General features: G+C 62.5%; 15 protein-coding genes. 12 read left to right on the top strand and 3 right to left on the bottom strand.

All coding sequences use genetic code 11. From position 1 onward, the window contains the following. Positions 1-14 precede the first annotated feature (14 nt). Positions 15-413 carry a rhodanese-like domain-containing protein gene (locus C5F53_RS19435; protein ID WP_105263063.1) on the bottom strand — a complete coding sequence of 133 codons (399 nt, stop codon included), beginning with the start codon at positions 411-413 and terminating at the stop codon, positions 15-17. A gap of 80 nt (positions 414-493) precedes the next feature. Here C5F53_RS19435 and ftrA point away from each other — a divergent pair, with 80 nt between their 5' ends. After that, positions 494-1501, top strand: a complete 1008-nt coding sequence (ftrA, locus tag C5F53_RS19430) for a transcriptional regulator FtrA (RefSeq protein WP_105263062.1) — start codon at positions 494-496, stop codon at positions 1499-1501. 184 nt (positions 1502-1685) lie between these two features. Here ftrA and C5F53_RS19425 read toward each other — a convergent pair whose 3' ends face one another. Then, positions 1686-2675 carry a LysR family transcriptional regulator gene (locus tag C5F53_RS19425; protein WP_105263061.1) on the bottom strand — a complete coding sequence of 330 codons (990 nt, stop codon included), beginning with the start codon at positions 2673-2675 and terminating at the stop codon, positions 1686-1688. 180 nt (positions 2676-2855) lie between these two features. On the opposite strand from C5F53_RS19425, the gene C5F53_RS19420 reads away from it, so the two are divergent. Genes C5F53_RS19420 through C5F53_RS19405 form a run of 4 tightly spaced genes read left to right on the top strand, consistent with a single transcriptional unit; the run spans position 2856 to position 6286 of the window. Beyond that, entirely contained in the window at positions 2856-4001 is a 1146-nt protein-coding gene (locus C5F53_RS19420; RefSeq protein WP_105263060.1) for an aldo/keto reductase, read from the top strand. A 7-nt stretch (positions 4002-4008) separates the two neighbouring features. Further along, on the top strand, positions 4009-5073 hold the full coding sequence (locus tag C5F53_RS19415; RefSeq protein ID WP_201740900.1) for an alpha/beta hydrolase: 1065 nt from the start codon (positions 4009-4011) through the stop codon (positions 5071-5073). Further along, entirely contained in the window at positions 5070-5567 is a 498-nt protein-coding gene (locus C5F53_RS19410; RefSeq protein WP_105263059.1) for a cytochrome P460 family protein, read from the top strand. Before C5F53_RS19415 ends, C5F53_RS19410 begins: the two co-directional genes overlap by 4 nt. A gap of 26 nt (positions 5568-5593) precedes the next feature. Next, positions 5594-6286 (top strand): DUF4405 domain-containing protein, encoded by a 693-nt coding sequence (locus C5F53_RS19405; protein WP_105263058.1) that lies wholly within the window; start codon positions 5594-5596, stop codon positions 6284-6286. A 385-nt stretch (positions 6287-6671) separates the two neighbouring features. Here C5F53_RS19405 and C5F53_RS19400 read toward each other — a convergent pair whose 3' ends face one another. Further along, positions 6672-7556: a LysR substrate-binding domain-containing protein gene (locus tag C5F53_RS19400; RefSeq protein WP_105263057.1), complete on the bottom strand. Its 885-nt coding sequence runs from the start codon at positions 7554-7556 to the stop codon at positions 6672-6674. 168 nt (positions 7557-7724) lie between these two features. Between C5F53_RS19400 and phnC the strand changes: the two genes are divergently transcribed. From phnC to phnX, 7 genes are all read left to right on the top strand, one after another. After that, positions 7725-8555 carry a phosphonate ABC transporter ATP-binding protein gene (gene phnC, locus C5F53_RS19395; RefSeq protein ID WP_105263056.1) on the top strand — a complete coding sequence of 277 codons (831 nt, stop codon included), beginning with the start codon at positions 7725-7727 and terminating at the stop codon, positions 8553-8555. 46 nt (positions 8556-8601) lie between these two features. After that, positions 8602-9552: a phosphonate ABC transporter substrate-binding protein gene (gene phnD / locus C5F53_RS19390; RefSeq protein ID WP_105263055.1), complete on the top strand. Its 951-nt coding sequence runs from the start codon at positions 8602-8604 to the stop codon at positions 9550-9552. 86 nt (positions 9553-9638) lie between these two features. Further along, on the top strand, positions 9639-10379 hold the full coding sequence (gene phnE, locus C5F53_RS19385; protein ID WP_370446760.1) for a phosphonate ABC transporter, permease protein PhnE: 741 nt from the start codon (positions 9639-9641) through the stop codon (positions 10377-10379). Positions 10380-10470: 91 nt separating this feature from the next. Next, positions 10471-11709, top strand: a complete 1239-nt coding sequence (phnA, locus tag C5F53_RS19380) for a phosphonoacetate hydrolase (protein ID WP_105263054.1) — start codon at positions 10471-10473, stop codon at positions 11707-11709. A gap of 8 nt (positions 11710-11717) precedes the next feature. Next, positions 11718-12812, top strand: coding sequence for an iron-containing alcohol dehydrogenase PsrA (gene psrA / locus C5F53_RS19375; RefSeq protein ID WP_105263053.1), 1095 nt, complete (start codon positions 11718-11720; stop codon positions 12810-12812). A 1-nt stretch (position 12813) separates the two neighbouring features. After that, complete coding sequence (locus tag C5F53_RS19370; protein WP_105263052.1) at positions 12814-13962, top strand: TIGR03364 family FAD-dependent oxidoreductase; 1149 nt, start codon at positions 12814-12816, stop codon at positions 13960-13962. Positions 13963-13987: 25 nt separating this feature from the next. Next, positions 13988-14887 carry a phosphonoacetaldehyde hydrolase gene (phnX, locus tag C5F53_RS19365; RefSeq protein WP_105263051.1) on the top strand — a complete coding sequence of 300 codons (900 nt, stop codon included), beginning with the start codon at positions 13988-13990 and terminating at the stop codon, positions 14885-14887. The last annotated feature ends 9 nt before the right edge of the window (positions 14888-14896 follow it).

The following is a 14896-nucleotide window of genomic DNA, read 5'->3' as shown; positions in this document are numbered from 1 at the left end:
GGGGTAAGCAACGCTCATGCTTCGCCCGTGGCCAGTGCAAACCCTTCGTCCAGCCAGCCGGTAATGCCACCCGCCATGATCTTCACTGGCCGCCCCAGGCGTGCCAGTCGCAGCGCGCCGCGGGCCGCACCGTTGCAGTGGGGCCCGGCGCAGTAGGTCACAAACAGGGTGTCGGCCGGCCAATGGGCCATCTTGCTTTCAACCATCTTGCCGTGCGGCAGATTGATGGCGCCGGGTACATGGCCGCGTGCAAACAGGGCAGGGGAGCGCACGTCCAGCAGCACAAAGTCGGCCCCTTGGGCCAGCGCGTCGTGGGTGTCCCAGCAGTCGGCCTCAAAGGTGAATTCAGCGGCAAAGTGTGCCTCGGCCAAGGCGGAAGGGGCGGCGGGAATGGCGGTGACTGCGGTCGGCATGTGAGGTTCTCCGGTGGGTGATTCGATGCCCCTATGGTGTTGGCGCAGGCTGCTTCCTACAATTGGCGTAAAAGACATTTATGACAAAAATCACGCCAAAATCTGCCACTGCGCCCAGCACGCAAATTGCGCACACCACTACCGGCCCGCTGGTCGTCGCCCCGGTGTACGACGGCCTGTGCACCTTCGAGTTCTCCATCGTGGCCGAGATATTTGGCTTGGCCCGGCCTGAGATGGGGCCCGGCTGGTACCGCTTTGCTAGCGCCGCCATCGAACCCGGCCCGCTGCGCGCGCACGGCGGCTTGCAGTTCACTAGCGATGGTGACGCCAGCCTGCTGGAGCAGGCCGACCTTATCGTCATGGCCGGGTGGAAGGGCGCGCAGGTACCCGTGCCAGACGAACTCAGCCAGCGCTTGCGAGCGGCCTGGCAGCGCGGCGCGCGGCTGGCGTCCATCTGCTCCGGCGCTTTTGTGCTGGCCGCCACCGGCCTGCTGGACGGCCAGCGCGCCGCCACCCACTGGCGCTACGCCAAGGCGCTACAGGCCCGGCACCCGAGCATGGAGGTAGACGCCAGCGTGTTGTATGCCGAGGGCGAGCGCATCTACACCTCTGCCGGTAGTGCCGCGGGCATGGACCTGATGCTGCACATCGTGCGTAGCGACTTTGGCGTGGACGCCGCCAACAGCGTTGCGCGTCGCCTGGTCATGCCGCCACATCGCAGCGGTGGCCAGGCCCAGTTCATTGAGCGCCCCGTGCCGCAAGACGGCGACCAGCGCCTGGTGCAACTGCTGGAGCAGATACGCACTGATTTGCAAGCGCCGTGGACGGTAGACCAGATGGCCAGCCGCGTGGCCATGAGCCCGCGCACTTTTTTGCGCCGCTTTGTGGAGCTCACCGGCCAGTCCCCCGGCCAATGGGTGGTGGCCGAACGTGTGGAGCACGCCAAGCGCTTGTTGGAAGGCAGCGCGCTGCCGGTGGAGCGCATCGCCACCGAGGTGGGGCTGGGTAGCCTGCAGGCGCTGCGGCACCATTTTCAGCAACAGCTGGGGCTGTCGCCGCGGGATTATCGGGCGATGTTTGGGAGATAAATTGGCAGTTTAAGCCCGTGGATATTGCGCAAGCAGCTATGAAATAGATAGCGGATGAGGCTGCGTGAAGCAAGCTGCTCGGTTGCGCTATGTTGATCTGCTGCGCAATTGCCAGCGAATCTGGATGGGGTTGTGGGTGCTCAATGAAGTCGGCTTACCGGCAACAGCGCAACTGACTTCAACTTCACCCGGTGGCCAGGCTCTTGAATGCACGCACCAAGTTTGGAAGCTGTGCTTTAGTGCGAGCCAGCTCCTTGTTGGACAGCACATAGGTGGCGCTGTCGGTGAGGCGCTCCACCACCAGGTCTACAAATGCCCGGGCGCGGGCGGGTTGTGATTGGCGGCTGCCGAAGTACACAAAGTAGCTGCCAACGTCCGACATGTGGTTCAAAAGAATGGGCACCAGCTTGCCGGCGCGTATGTAGGGCGCTGCGGTGGCACCGGCTAGCTGCCCCAGCACTTTGCCAGCCAGTACGGCGTGTAGCTCCAGCGTTTCGTCGTTGCTGATGATGGCGGGAGCCACGGGCTGCTCAATGGGTTGCTGGTCCAGCCGCAGGTGCCAGGGGGCGAGTTTTCCGGTACCGGGGTGCCGGAACACGCTGCAGCGGTGGTTGGCCAATGCCGCCAGTGAATCGGGCACGCCGTAGCGCGCAAAGTAGTCGGGCGAGCCACACACCAGCAGCTGCAGTGGGAACAGCTTGCGGGCAATGACGCCCTCGTGCGGCGAGCGCCCCATGTGAAAGCCCACGTCCACGCGGTCCTCCACCCAATTGCCCACGCGGTCTTCCAGCAGCACATCGGGCTGGATGCCGGGGTAGCGGTCGCAAAACTCTTCGATCAGGGGCCAGAGGATGGGCTGGAACGTGGTGCGGGGGCCGGTAATACGCAGGGGGCCCGCAATCTCGTCTGTGGTGGACTTGGCTTTTTTCAGGGCGCGCTGTACCCCCAAGAGCGCGGGCTGTACATCTTCCAGCAGCCGCTGGCCCGCGTCGGTGAGTGACATGACGCGTGTGGTGCGGTGGAACAGCCGGGCCTCCAGATGCCTCTCCAGTTGCGCCAAGGCCTTGCTGGCGGCCTGGGGACTGATGTCCAGCTCCTGCGCGGCTTTGCGCAGGCTGCCCAGCTCGGCAGCCTTGATGAATGTCGTCACAGAACGCAGTTCGTTGATGGCCATTAGTGCCCCTCTGTTTCAACTAATTATCCCTTTATGGATGCTAATCCAACAAATGATTTGCAGCTATTCAGATGCGGGTTGGCTGCTTACAGTTCGCCCCATACACCGAGGAGGTAGTGGCTGCCACAGCCATCTTCCCCAAGAGAGAAATCCCAAAGATTCAAACCGAAGGACTTACTTATGAATGATGCAAATCTGGATGTGCAAAAACGCAACTTCTTCAAAGCGTCCGCAGTAGCAGCGTCTGGCGTGGCCGTGGGGAGTGCCGGTCTGCTGGGGAACGCCAACGCGCAAGCCCAAGCGCGTACCGGGCCATTGACCGGCCGCAGAAAACTGGGGCCACTGGAAGTGTCCAGCATCGGCCTGGGCGTGCAGAACATGGCCCGCACCTACCAGACCACCATTCCTGCACGGCCGGAGATGATCAACATCATCCGCACGGCCTATGAACACGGCGTCACCTTCTTTGACACGGCGGAGGCCTATGGTCCGCACGAGTGCGAACGCATTCTGGGCGAGGCCATCACACCGTTCCGCAACAAAGTGGTGATCACCAGCAAGTTCGGCTGGAACATCGACCTGCAGACGGGCGCCCGGGGGCCGGGCCTTATTAGTCGCCCGGCTCATATCAAGCTGGCGGTGGAAGGCATGCTCAAGCGCCTGCGCACCGACCGCATTGACCTGCTGTACCAGCACCGGGTTGATCCACAGGTGCCGATTGAAGATGTGGCCGGCGCCATCAAGGATTTGAAAGCCCAGGGCAAGGTGTTGCACTGGGGCCTGTCCGAGATGGGTTTGGGCACCTTGCGCCGGGCCCATGCCGAGCTGCCACTGGCTGCGGTGCAAAGCGAATATTCCATGCTTTGGCGTGGCCCGGAAAAGGAAGTGCTGCCCCTGTGCCAGGAGCTGGGTATTGGTTTTGTGCCCTGGAGCCCGCTGGGCGTGGGTTTCCTGACAGGCGCCATGGACCAGAACACCCGGTTTGCCGACGGCGACTTCCGCAAAACTGAAACACGTTTCGCGCCTGAGAACCTTGCGCACAACATGGCACTGGTGCGCCTGCTCAAGACCTGGGCGGAACGCAAAAACACCACCCCTGCCCGCATTGCCTTGGCGTGGCTGCTGGCGCAAAAGCCCTGGATCGTGCCGATTCCCGGTACCACCCAGATAGCCCACATGCTCGACAACATCGGTGCGGCGGATGTCGTCTTCTCGGCCAACGAGTTGCAGGTGCTGAACACAGGCCTGGCTGGCATCACGGTGCAGGGCGACCGCCTGCCTGCGGTGGTACAGGCCTACAGCGGTGTGGAAGCACCCCTGCGCTAAGCAGACTATGGCGCGCACACCCCAAGCCAACGGGAAAGCCATCGCCGTATGGGGCTGGCCCGTGCGCGCCCGGAAGCTGGCCAGCAGAGTGATTCCCATGCTGCTGGCCTTGCCCTTGGGCGAGGCCCGGGAGGTGGAGCTCGCCTCCATGGCAGGGGCGGTGGTGCACGCGGCCCGTGAGGGGGGTGTCCAGCCTCAGTTCCCTCACTTGCGCCCAACGGACAGCCTAGGCACCTTGCTGAGTCATCCTGCCTTTCGCGGCTTTGGCCCGCGCCTGTTGCCGTGGGATGGGCGGGCCTACGACGCGGCCATGCCGCTGGCCGACATCGGGCAACTCTTGCCGTACCACAGCGAGGTGAACCCTGGCGTGGTGGTGGGCGCACTGAACCGCATGGTGGACGACACCAACGCGGGCCGCACCGTGTTCTATGACTTCCACACCGAAGGCGAGAAACTGGCCCACCCTGCCTTGCGCCATACCGGGCTCTTCTTCTTTCGGGGCAAGCCCGGTGCCCCCTTCGCAGTCATTGCACCCGGCGGCGGCTTCGCCTATGTGGGCTCGGTGCATGAAGGCTTTCCGTACGCCCAAGCGATCAGCCAGCAGGGGCTCAATGCCTTCGTGCTGAAGTACCGCGCGGGCGAAGGCGGACAGGTGGCGACAGAAGACGTCGCCACCGCGGTTTCCTACATCTTCCAGAACGCCAGCGCGCTGCAGGTCAGCACCGCGGGCTACTCGCTGTGGGGCAGTTCTGCGGGCGCACGTATGGCGGCGGCCATTGGCGGGCAGCACTTGCCCAAGCCATCGGTGGTGGTGATGGCGTACACCAGCCACACAGAGGTGGCCGCGTCCGAGCCGCCCACGTTTGTGGTGGTGGGCGAGCGCGATGGCATTGCGCCGCCTGCGGCCATGGCAACCCGATTGAACGCGCTGCGGCGAATAGGAACCCCGGTGGAGTTCCACACCTACCCTGGCGTGGCGCACGGGTTCGGCACCGGCCAAGGCACCCCGGCGCAGGGCTGGGTTGAACACGCTACGCAATTCTGGCAACAACAACTCAGGAAAACTCCATGAAGCGATTCACCAAGACATTTGTACGCTTGGGCGCACTGGCGACCATAGGCGTCGCCCTGGCCGTGTGCTTTGCAGGCCTGCAGGCGCAGGCAGAGCCCAACCGCGTTACCTTTCCCAAGCTGGACGAATTGGTGCACTACACCACCGTGCGCCGCGGCGAGGTGACGGAACACATCTCCACCACACGCGCGGCCATCGAGGCCATCCAGAAAGGCCTGCCAGTGCCCAACGGCACACATTTCGTGCTGGCGGACTACCGGGACGAGAAGATTTTTCGCTACTTCGTGATGGAGAAAGGCGCAGGTTGGGGCAATGACTTTGAGGAACGCCGCCGCACCGGCGATTGGCAGTACCAGTGGTTCAAACCAGACCGGACCATCAACCTGCAGGAAAACACCGCGCGCTGCATGGCCTGCCATGCGTCGCAGAAAGACAGCCAGTACCTGTACACGGCCAAACGCTTGTCCGAGTTCCGCGGCAAGCCGGTGGAATAGGCCGGCAGATCGGAAGGAACCCTGCTTTGAACCGTGTCTTTTTCCTTCGGCTGGCGCTGGACGGTGTGGCTGCCGGCTTGCTGCTGTTTGCTTTTGCCTACTATTGGCAGGGCAATGCGGCGCATGAAATGGCCGGGACCGGCATGTTCCTGTTGATCGTTGTTCACAATATCTTCCATAGACGCTGGTTCGCCACGCTGGCGAATAAGGGACCAGGTGTGCAGCGCGGCAAGTTCAACATTGCCTTGACCTTGGTTCTGCTGACCGGAATGTTGGCGCTGTTGGCGACCAGTCTGGTGATTTCCGAGACGCTGTTTGCCGGACTTCGCCTCGATGACGATTTCACTGCGCGGCAAATCCACGTTGGAGTTGCCTATTGGCTGCTGGTCATCGTGGCCATCCATCTGGGGCTGCGCTGGCCACTGTTGATGGCTGTCGCCAGCAGGTTGTTTCGCATTGCGAAGCCGAGTGCAATGCGTACGGTGATCCTGCGCCTGGTTGCTACAACTATTGCCGCCCAGGGAATCTACAGCGCGCTGGCTTTGAACCTGCGCTACCGGCTTTTATTTCAAATGACGCTGGATTGGTGGAACTTTGAAGAGTCCGTCGCGGGCTTCTTTGGCCATTGCCTGGCCGTCATGGGTCTGTGCATATTCCTTACCCATTTCATGATGCAATGGCTGGGGCGCTATAGGCGCGACCTGGGACATCGGGCTTGAATGTTCCCTATTGCGCGGTGAGATACAAGATATGAAGGCCCGTTTTGGGTGGCGGATTGTCTATGTCCGCTTGTAGGATTTAGCCCCCCGACGCGCTACTCAACATAAGCTATTGCCACTAATGCGCGTCCACGCGAACGTGTCCAAAGGACTTTGCTCAGCACTATTCGCACCCCATGTTCGTCAACAGTAACCACTGCCGACCATTCCTGAACTTTCGACACGTTAATACAGTTTTTCCACTTGATCCTCCTTGGCTGAAAGAATTCTGAGGGGAGTGGACGGTCGATGCTGTGTGTGACCACAACATGTCGATCGAGTCATCGAAATCAAAAGCAGGGTTTTCATATCTGTTAGTGGGGAGCGACGGTTCGAACGCATGCTGCTAAGCGCCGACTTCCCCCAAAGGCCGGGTTTCCTGCGCGCATTGCACAAAGGCACGAACCATGGCGCTGTTCTGACGCTCTGACAAACAAACCACGTGCGCATAGGTGCGTACCTTGGCGTTGTTAAGCCGCACTGCGCGCAATCCGGGACCTGGCACGTACTCCACCTCTGAGACGGCCGCCACACCGACGTTTTGAAGCACCGCTTCGCGGATGATCTCGCGGCTGGCGATCTCCATAACGACATCGGGCTTTACACCCGCCACCTCCAGTGCCGTCTCGATGGCCTTGCGGGTCGTAGAACCCGATTCGCGAAGGATTAGCCTCTCGCCCTGCAACTCGCCAATGCGGATGCTGCGCCGCTTTGCAAAGGGATGCTGCGCCGAACAAATGATCGTCACTGCATGCTCGCTGTATGGCACGGATACGAAGCGCTCGTCGCGAGCAACCTGCGCGAGTACACCTACATCGGCACTGTAATCCGCCAGGCGGTCCAGCACCTCTTGCGAATTGCCGGTGCTCACCGATACCTTGATGCCCGGATAGCGCTGGTTGAACGCCACCAGCATGCGCGTGACGTGCGACGGTCCGACCGCCGCCACACGCAGGTGGCCAGTGCGAAGCACCCCCGACTCTCGCAGCAACTGCACGGCCTCCGCTTCCAAGCCAAAGATCTGCCGAGACAAGGTCATCAGGTGTTCGCCCATCTCAGTGGGGCGAACCCCGCGCCCCGCGCGGTGGAAGAGCTCGACACCGTAGAGAACTTCCAGTTGGCCCACTTGAGTCGTCACCGTGGGCTGGCTGACATGCAGGCTTCGAGCCGCCGCAGTGAAGCTGCCGGTGGTGGCCACCGCGTGGAAGGAGCGCAGTTGTGTCAGTCGCATGAATGTTTGGAGGCGGACTCAGGTTGGGCTAGATGAACACATAGATTGAATCAATAGTTGATGACAAATTTTTGAATGAACTAAATAGCTCAAGAGACTTTGGTTGTCACTAAACCGTCATGGGGCGCCGAAACACTGCCGTCATTCCTGTTGTGAGGCCCCAATTTCATGAATCCCATCGTCTTGAGCGCAAGCTCTGTCAATCGAAGTTACGGCAGTCATCAGGCACTGCGCAATGTGTCTTTAGAGGTCCGGCGCGGTGAGCGCGTGGCGTTGCTGGGAGCCTCCGGTTCAGGCAAGTCGACGCTGATCCGCTGCCTGTGCGGGCTCGAAACCACCGACCCGGATGGTGGCCGTATCGAAGCCTTCGGCCAGTTGCTGCAGGCAAAGGGTCGGCTCAGCCCAGACATCCGCGCCCTACGGCGGCGCATCGGCGTGATTTTTCAGCAATTCAACCTGGTCGGCCGTCTGAGCGTGATGAACAACGTGATGACGGGCTTGGCCGCGGAGGCGCCGCTGTGGCGTGCACTGACCGGCCGATACGACCAAACCGACCAAGCGCGGGCCTTGGACGCACTTGATGCCATTGGCCTGATGCCACAAGCCTTCCAGCGCGCATCCACGCTTTCGGGTGGGCAGCAGCAACGTGCCGCCATCGCCCGCGTTCTCCTGCAAGGCGCCGAACTGGTACTGGCTGATGAGCCGGTCGCGTCCCTGGACCCGCAGTCCACCCACCGCGTGATGGAGCACCTGTCGGCCTTGAACCGTGAGTCAGGTATGACGCTGGTCGTGAGCTTGCACCACGTGGCACTGGCGCAGCGTTACTGCGACCGCGTGGTTGCTCTGCGCGATGGCGCTCTGGTCTATGACGGCCCCAGCAATGCGCTGACGCCGGCATTCCTGCAGAACCTCTATGGCACAGCTGCAGCAGAACTGCTGCACGAACCCGGCACTGAAACCCCCGTTAGCGACAGACCCCCGCTGGCGCTGGCGGCCTAACGCCAGAACTCGCCTCCCTTTCATCCCAACCCCAAAAGGAAATTTCATGTTCAAACTCCGCACCCTTGCCATCGCCGCCCTGTCGGCCGCCGCTGCCCTCGCCAACGCGCAGGAGATCAATTTCGGCATCATCGCCACTGACTCGGCCTCGACCCAGCGTGAACGCTGGGAGCCCTTTTTCAAGGACATGGAGAAAAAGACAGGCCTGAGCGTCAAGTCCTTCTATGCTCCCGACTATGCGGGCGTCATCGAAGCCATGCGCTTCAACAAGATTCAGGTCGCCTGGTACGGCAACAAAGCGGCCATGGAAGCCGTGGACCGCGCCAACGGTGAGGTTTTTGCTCAGGTTATGTTTGCCGACGGCAGCTTCGGCTACAAAAGCTTGCTGATCACGCGCCAAGACAGCCCGCTGAAGTCGTGGGACGACGTGGTGAAGAACGGCAAGTCGCTGAACTTCGGTATTGGCGACCCAAACTCCACCTCCGGCTTTCTCGTTCCGACTTTTTACCTGTTCTCCCAGAACAAGATCGACTACCGCACGGCCTTCAAGACGGCACGTAATGCCAGCCATGGCGCCAACATTCAGGCCGTCCTGGCCCGCCAAGTTGACGTGGCGACCAACAACACCGAAGAGTTGGACAAACTCAAGGCCAACAAGCCTGAGTTGGCCAGCCAGTTGCGTGTGCTATGGGAAAGCCCGCTGATCCCGAGCGACCCCTTTGTCTGGCGCAAGGACCTGGACCCGGCGGTCAAGGCCAAGATCAAGAGCTTTGTTCTGAACTACGCCAAGACCGACGAGCAAGAAAAGACGATCCTCAAGAACATCTACAACTACGGCGGCTTCCGTGAGTCCAGTAACGAACAACTGGTACCGATTCGACAACTGGAGCTGTTCAAGGACCGTAGCAAGGTCGAGAACGACGCCTCGCTGGACGTTGCGGCGCGTGCCAAGCAATTGGCTGAGATTGACGCCAAGCTGGCGGCCTTGAAGCTGTGAACGCCACGACCTTCGACCGCGCCGTGCCCAGCACGGCTGCACTGGAGCGCCTGCGGGCACGCGCCGAAAGCGAACGCCCAGGCGTATTGACCTACGTGGTGTGGGCGGCCGTGTTTGGCGTGCTTGCCTGGGCCTGGCGCGGCGCCGAAATCCGGCCGCTGGACCTGGTTCGCGACGCCGGCAACATCGGCACTTACGCCAGCGACTTTTTTCCACCGGACTTCCGCGACTGGCGAATCTACGCCAAGGAAATGCTGGTCACGGTGCACATCGCAATCTGGGGTACGGTACTGGCCCTGGTGGCCGCCGTACCCGCAGGCCTGCTATGTGCTTCGAACGTGGCGCCAGCTTGGGTGTACCAACCCATGCGCCGCCTGATGGACGCCTGCCGCGCCATCAACGAGATGGTGTTCGCGATGCTGTTTATCGTCGCCGTCGGGCTCGGCCCCTTCGCGGGGGTGCTGGCCCTGGCGATCCACACCACCGGCACGCTGGCCAAGCTGTTCTCCGAGTCCGTGGAAGCCATCGACCCGCGCCCGGTCGAAGGCATCCGCGCTACCGGCGGTCACCGCTTGGTGGAGGTGATCCATGGTGTCATTCCGCAGGTGCTGCCGCTGTGGCTCAGCTTCACGCTGTACCGCTTCGAGTCGAACGTGCGCTCGGCCTCGGTGGTTGGCATGGTAGGGGCGGGCGGCATCGGTGTGGTGCTGTACGAGGTGATCCGCAGCTTCCAGTACGGCCAGACTGCAGCAGTGCTGCTGATCCTGGTGGTCACGGTGTCGCTGATCGACGTGGTGTCGGCCAAGGTGCGCAAGCGCTTCATCTGACCGCGTATTGCCGCGCACCTGGCTTTGGCCAGGCACGCACTGTGCCCATGCGCGAGTGCCCGTTCATTTGCCTTTTTGAAGAATTTTTGTGATGACCCATTCCCAACAAGATATCGAGGTCAATGGGCGCCGCTACGCCTGGCCGCTAGCGCCCGTGGTCGTGGTGTGTGTCGATGGCTGCGAGCCCGACTACCTTGTGCAGGCCCGACGCGCCGGCGTCACGCCCTGGCTGGACAGCGTGCTGTCGCAATGCGGTGCGCGCACCGGCGACAGTGTGGTGCCCAGCTTCACCAATCCCAACAACGTCTCGATCGTCACGGGCGTTCCGCCTTCGGTGCACGGCATCTGCGGCAACTATTTCTACGACGTGGCGAACGGACGTGAGGTGATGATGAACGACCCAGCCTACCTGCGCGCGCCCACCTTGCTGGCTGCGTTCGCGGAAGCGGGTGCCGTGGTCGCAGCCGTGACGGCCAAGGACAAGTTGCGCCGTCTGCTCGGGCACGGCCTTCGCGGCATCTGCTTCTCGGCCGAAAAGGCCGACCAGGCAACGGTGGCCGACAGCGGCATTGACGAGGTTTTAAGCCTCGTCGGCCGTCCGCTGCCATCGGTCTACAGCGCCGATCTCAGCGAGTTCGTCTTTGCCGCCGGCGTGGCCCTGCTGCAGACGCGCCGCCCCGACCTGATGTACCTGTCGACCACCGACTACGTGCAGCACAAGGCCGCACCCGGTACGGCGGAGGCCAACGCCTTTTACGCCATGATGGACGGCTATCTGGCGCGCATGGATGCGCTGGGCGCGGTCATCGGCCTGACGGCCGACCATGGCATGAGTGCGAAGACCGACGCGGCCGGCCAGCCCCAGGTGCTCTACCTGCAGCAGATTCTGGATGAAAGCCTGGGCACTGGCAGCACGCGCGTGATCCTGCCAATCACCGACCCATACGTCGTGCACCACGGTGCGCTGGGCTCGTTTGCAACCATCTACACGACCGCAACCTCCGGGTCGAGCGTGCGCGACCTGTTGAGCAGGCTGCCAGGCGTAGCGCAGGTGCTGCCCCGCGACGAAGCTGCGCAGCGCTTCGAACTGCCGGTGGACCGCATTGGCGACTGGGTGGTATTGGGCGATCACCTGACCGTGTTTGGTACCCGACCGGACGACCACGATCTGAGTGCGCTGGACGTGCCGCTGCGCTCCCACGGCGGCCTGATCGAGCAGAAGGTGCCGCTGCTGTTCAACCGACCCCTGCAGGGCGTGGACGCGAGTCGCCGCCTGCGCAATTTCGACGTGTTCGACCTGGTGTTGAACCATGCTTTCTCTTCATCCTGAAACAATCCATGGCTAACGATTTTTTTAACCCCGTTCGCAGCATCTACGGAGCCGGTTCGCTGGCATCACTGCCTGAACTGGTCGAAGGCCGCAAAGCGGCACTTGTCACTTTCCCGGAAGCCCGCGCACTGGGGCTGGTGCAGCGGATCGAGCGGCTTCTGGGTCCCTCGCTGGTCCAGGTCATCGACGACGTGCGGCCCAATCCCGATGTGCGCGAACTGCGCGCGCTCTACGAATCCTTCTGGGGCGCCCCGGAGCAGGCCGACCTGCTCATCGCCCTGGGTGGGGGCAGCGCCATCGACACCGCCAAAGCGTTGATGGTGGGCACGGAGGATGGCGGATTTGACGAACTCGTCGAAGCACTCGCTGCCGGCAAGCACTTCACGCCGACGCGGCTCAAGCCGCTCATTGCCGTGCCCACCACCGCAGGCACAGGCAGCGAGGTGACACCTTGGGCAACGATCTGGGACCAAGCGGCACAGAAAAAATATTCGCTGCATCTGCCGCAGACCTGGCCATCGGTTGCGCTGCTCGACCCGGAGCTTATGCTGTCGCTGCCTGCTTCCGTCACGCTGCAGAGCGGGCTCGATGCTTTGTCGCATGCGCTGGAAGCGATCTGGAACGTCAACGCCAATCCGTTATCCGACACCTTCGCTGTAGCCGCAGTTCAGGATATTTTCACCACGCTTCCTGCGTTGATGGGTGCGCTGCACAACGTGCAACTGCGAGGTCGAATGGCCTTGGCCGCGCTCAAGGCAGGCATGGCTTTCTCCAATACGCGCACAGCCCTGGCGCATTCGATTTCCTATGAAATGACGTTGCGCCATGGTTTGCCGCACGGAATCGCCTGCGCCTTTCCCTTGCCCCTGGTGCTGGCACGGGCCATCGGGCGTGATGCCCAACGTGATGCTGTGCTGGCCCAAGCGCTCGGCCCGCTAACCGAAGCACCGGGGCGTCTTTCGGCCTTTATCGAAGGGCTCGGTGTAGGTACGCGCTTCGCCGACTACGGCGTGTCGGACACCGAGGCCGAACGGATGGTCGCACACGCACTCACGGGCACACGTGGGCGCAACTTCATTGGCGCTCATCTCACCGAGGCTTGAAATGACAAACATCCTTCACACATCCACCAGCGAACGCTTGCACTTCGACCTGATCGTCGTGGGCGCCGGCATCGTCGGTCTGGCCCATGCCTATACGGCGGCATGCCGAGGCCTCAAGGTCTGCGTGGTCGAGCGCGACGCGGCCTGCGTCGGCGCGTCGATCCGCAACTTTGGCTTCATCACCGTCACCGGCCAGGGGGCCGGTAGCACGTGGCGCCGGGCGCGCCGCTCCCGCGAAGTCTGGGACGCGGTAGCCCCGCAAGCCGGCATCGAGGTTTTGCACCGCGGCCTGTATCTCAGCGCGCGGCGGCCGCTGGCCCACGCGGTCCTGGACGCGTTCATGCGCACCGAGATGGGTGACGGCTGTGAACTGCTTACTCCGGCCGAAGCGGGTCAGCGTGCGCCGGTTCTGCAACTGGACGAAGCGCGGGCCGTGCTCTACAGCCCGCACGACCTGCGCGTGGAATCACGCACAGCCATTGGCCTGCTCGCGCGCTGGCTGGCTGAGCAACACGGCGTTGTTTTTCGCTTCGGCGAAGCCGTGCTGGAAGTGGACACTCCACGCGTTTGCACCTCACGTAGCGTGCTGCACGCGGAGCGCGTGGCCATCTGCACCAACACTGAGCTGCATGGACTGTTCGCCGATCGGCTGGTTGAGCAAGAGTTGCGCCTTTGCCAATTGCAGATGCTGCGTGTCACGCCGGAGCCGGGGTTCCGGCTGCCGGGATCCGTGATGGGTGATCTGAGCCTGGTGCGCTACCACGGCTACAGCCAGTTGCCCGAGTCCGCAGCGCTGCTGGCTCAACTGCAGCGCGAAGAGGCCGAATCGCTGGCCCACGGTATCCACCTCATCGTGGTGCAAAGCGCCGATGGTTCGCTGGTCGTGGGCGACTCCCATCACTACGGCGCGGCGCCCGAACCTTTCGCGCAGGAGCATGTGGATGCACTGATCCTGCGCCACCTGCGCGAGACGCTGAAGCTTCAACAGGCCACGGTGACCGCACGGTGGGTCGGCACCTACCCGTCTTCAGCAACCCGCGATTGCCTGATCGACTCCCTGGACGATGCCACGCGCCTCGTCCTCGTCACCAGCGGAACCGGCGCGAGTACTGCCTTCGGCATCGCCGAAGACGTGTTCGCTGCCTGGTAACTGTCTCCAATTCTCAAACCATTCCATGAAGACCACCCTCCAATCCTCCCCCGTTTCCACCGCCCAGGACCAATTGAGCGCAGTCGTCTTCGACTGGGCAGGCACTTTGCTGGACTTCGGCTCCCGCGCGCCCATGGGCGCCTTTGTGCGCCTGTTTGAGCAGTTCGGCATCACACTTAGCATCGAACAGGCGCGAGGCCCCATGGGCATGGCCAAGTGGGACCACATCCGCGCCTTAGGGCTTCTGCCCGACGTGGCCACGCAGTGGCTGGCCCGATACGGCCAGCCCATGAGCGATGCTGATGTAGACCGCCTCTACGAGGTTTTCACGCCGATGAACGCGGCCGTGGTGCCTGACTTCTCGGACTTCATTCCGGGAGCGCTAGAAGTTGTGGCTGCCCTGCGTGAACGGGGCCTCAAAGTCGGCTCCACCACAGGCTATAACCGGCCAATCATGGAGGTGGTGTCAGCAATCGCCGCCCGTGGCGGTTTTGTGCCCGACAGCCTGGTGTGCGCAGGAGATCTCGTCACCGGCCGTCCCACCCCCCTGATGATGTGGCGCACTTTCGCAGAGCTGGGTATTTGCTGGCCCTCGACCGTCGTCAAAGTGGATGACACGGAAGTTGGCATCGAAGAAGGGCTCAATGCAGGGACTTGGACCGTGGGCGTGTGCGTCAGCGGAAACGCCATGGGCCTATCGCTCGCGGACTGGCAGGCTCTTTCAGAGGAGCAGCAGATCGCAAGACGCACGGCGGCGGCCGACAAGCTATATGGCGCTGGAGCGCACTATGTTGTCGACTCGGTCGCGGACCTGCTACCGGTGCTGGACGACATCCAACAACGGCTGGCCCGCGGGGAGCGTTTGGTTTCGACTCTCGATGACAGCACTCCAACGCGGAACGCGGTCGCTATCGATGCTTCGTGACATCTGTCG

Source organism: Rhodoferax sp. TS-BS-61-7 (genome assembly GCF_002943465.1).
Lineage (GTDB): Bacteria > Pseudomonadota > Gammaproteobacteria > Burkholderiales > Burkholderiaceae_C > Allorhodoferax.
The sequence above is the reverse complement of the archived record's forward strand: the minus strand, read 5'-3'. Positions and strand labels throughout refer to the sequence as shown.

Bases quoted from the DNA above. Each gene is read 5' to 3' on its own strand.
- C5F53_RS19420 (WP_105263060.1), top strand. From the start codon at position 2,856: ATGAATGATGCAAATCTGGATGTGCAAAAACGCAACTTCTTCAAAGCG.
- phnC (WP_105263056.1), top strand. From the start codon at position 7,725: ATGAATCCCATCGTCTTGAGCGCAAGCTCTGTCAATCGAAGTTACGGC.
- phnD (WP_105263055.1), top strand. From the start codon at position 8,602: ATGTTCAAACTCCGCACCCTTGCCATCGCCGCCCTGTCGGCCGCCGCT.
- C5F53_RS19370 (WP_105263052.1), top strand. From the start codon at position 12,814: ATGACAAACATCCTTCACACATCCACCAGCGAACGCTTGCACTTCGAC.
- C5F53_RS19435 (WP_105263063.1), bottom strand. From the start codon at position 413: ATGCCGACCGCAGTCACCGCCATTCCCGCCGCCCCTTCCGCCTTGGCC.
- psrA (WP_105263053.1), top strand. From the start codon at position 11,718: ATGGCTAACGATTTTTTTAACCCCGTTCGCAGCATCTACGGAGCCGGT.
- C5F53_RS19400 (WP_105263057.1), bottom strand. From the start codon at position 7,556: ATGCGACTGACACAACTGCGCTCCTTCCACGCGGTGGCCACCACCGGC.
- phnA (WP_105263054.1), top strand. From the start codon at position 10,471: ATGACCCATTCCCAACAAGATATCGAGGTCAATGGGCGCCGCTACGCC.
- C5F53_RS19425 (WP_105263061.1), bottom strand. From the start codon at position 2,675: ATGGCCATCAACGAACTGCGTTCTGTGACGACATTCATCAAGGCTGCC.
- C5F53_RS19410 (WP_105263059.1), top strand. From the start codon at position 5,070: ATGAAGCGATTCACCAAGACATTTGTACGCTTGGGCGCACTGGCGACC.
- ftrA (WP_105263062.1), top strand. From the start codon at position 494: ATGACAAAAATCACGCCAAAATCTGCCACTGCGCCCAGCACGCAAATT.
- C5F53_RS19415 (WP_201740900.1), top strand. From the start codon at position 4,009: ATGGCGCGCACACCCCAAGCCAACGGGAAAGCCATCGCCGTATGGGGC.
- phnX (WP_105263051.1), top strand. From the start codon at position 13,988: ATGAAGACCACCCTCCAATCCTCCCCCGTTTCCACCGCCCAGGACCAA.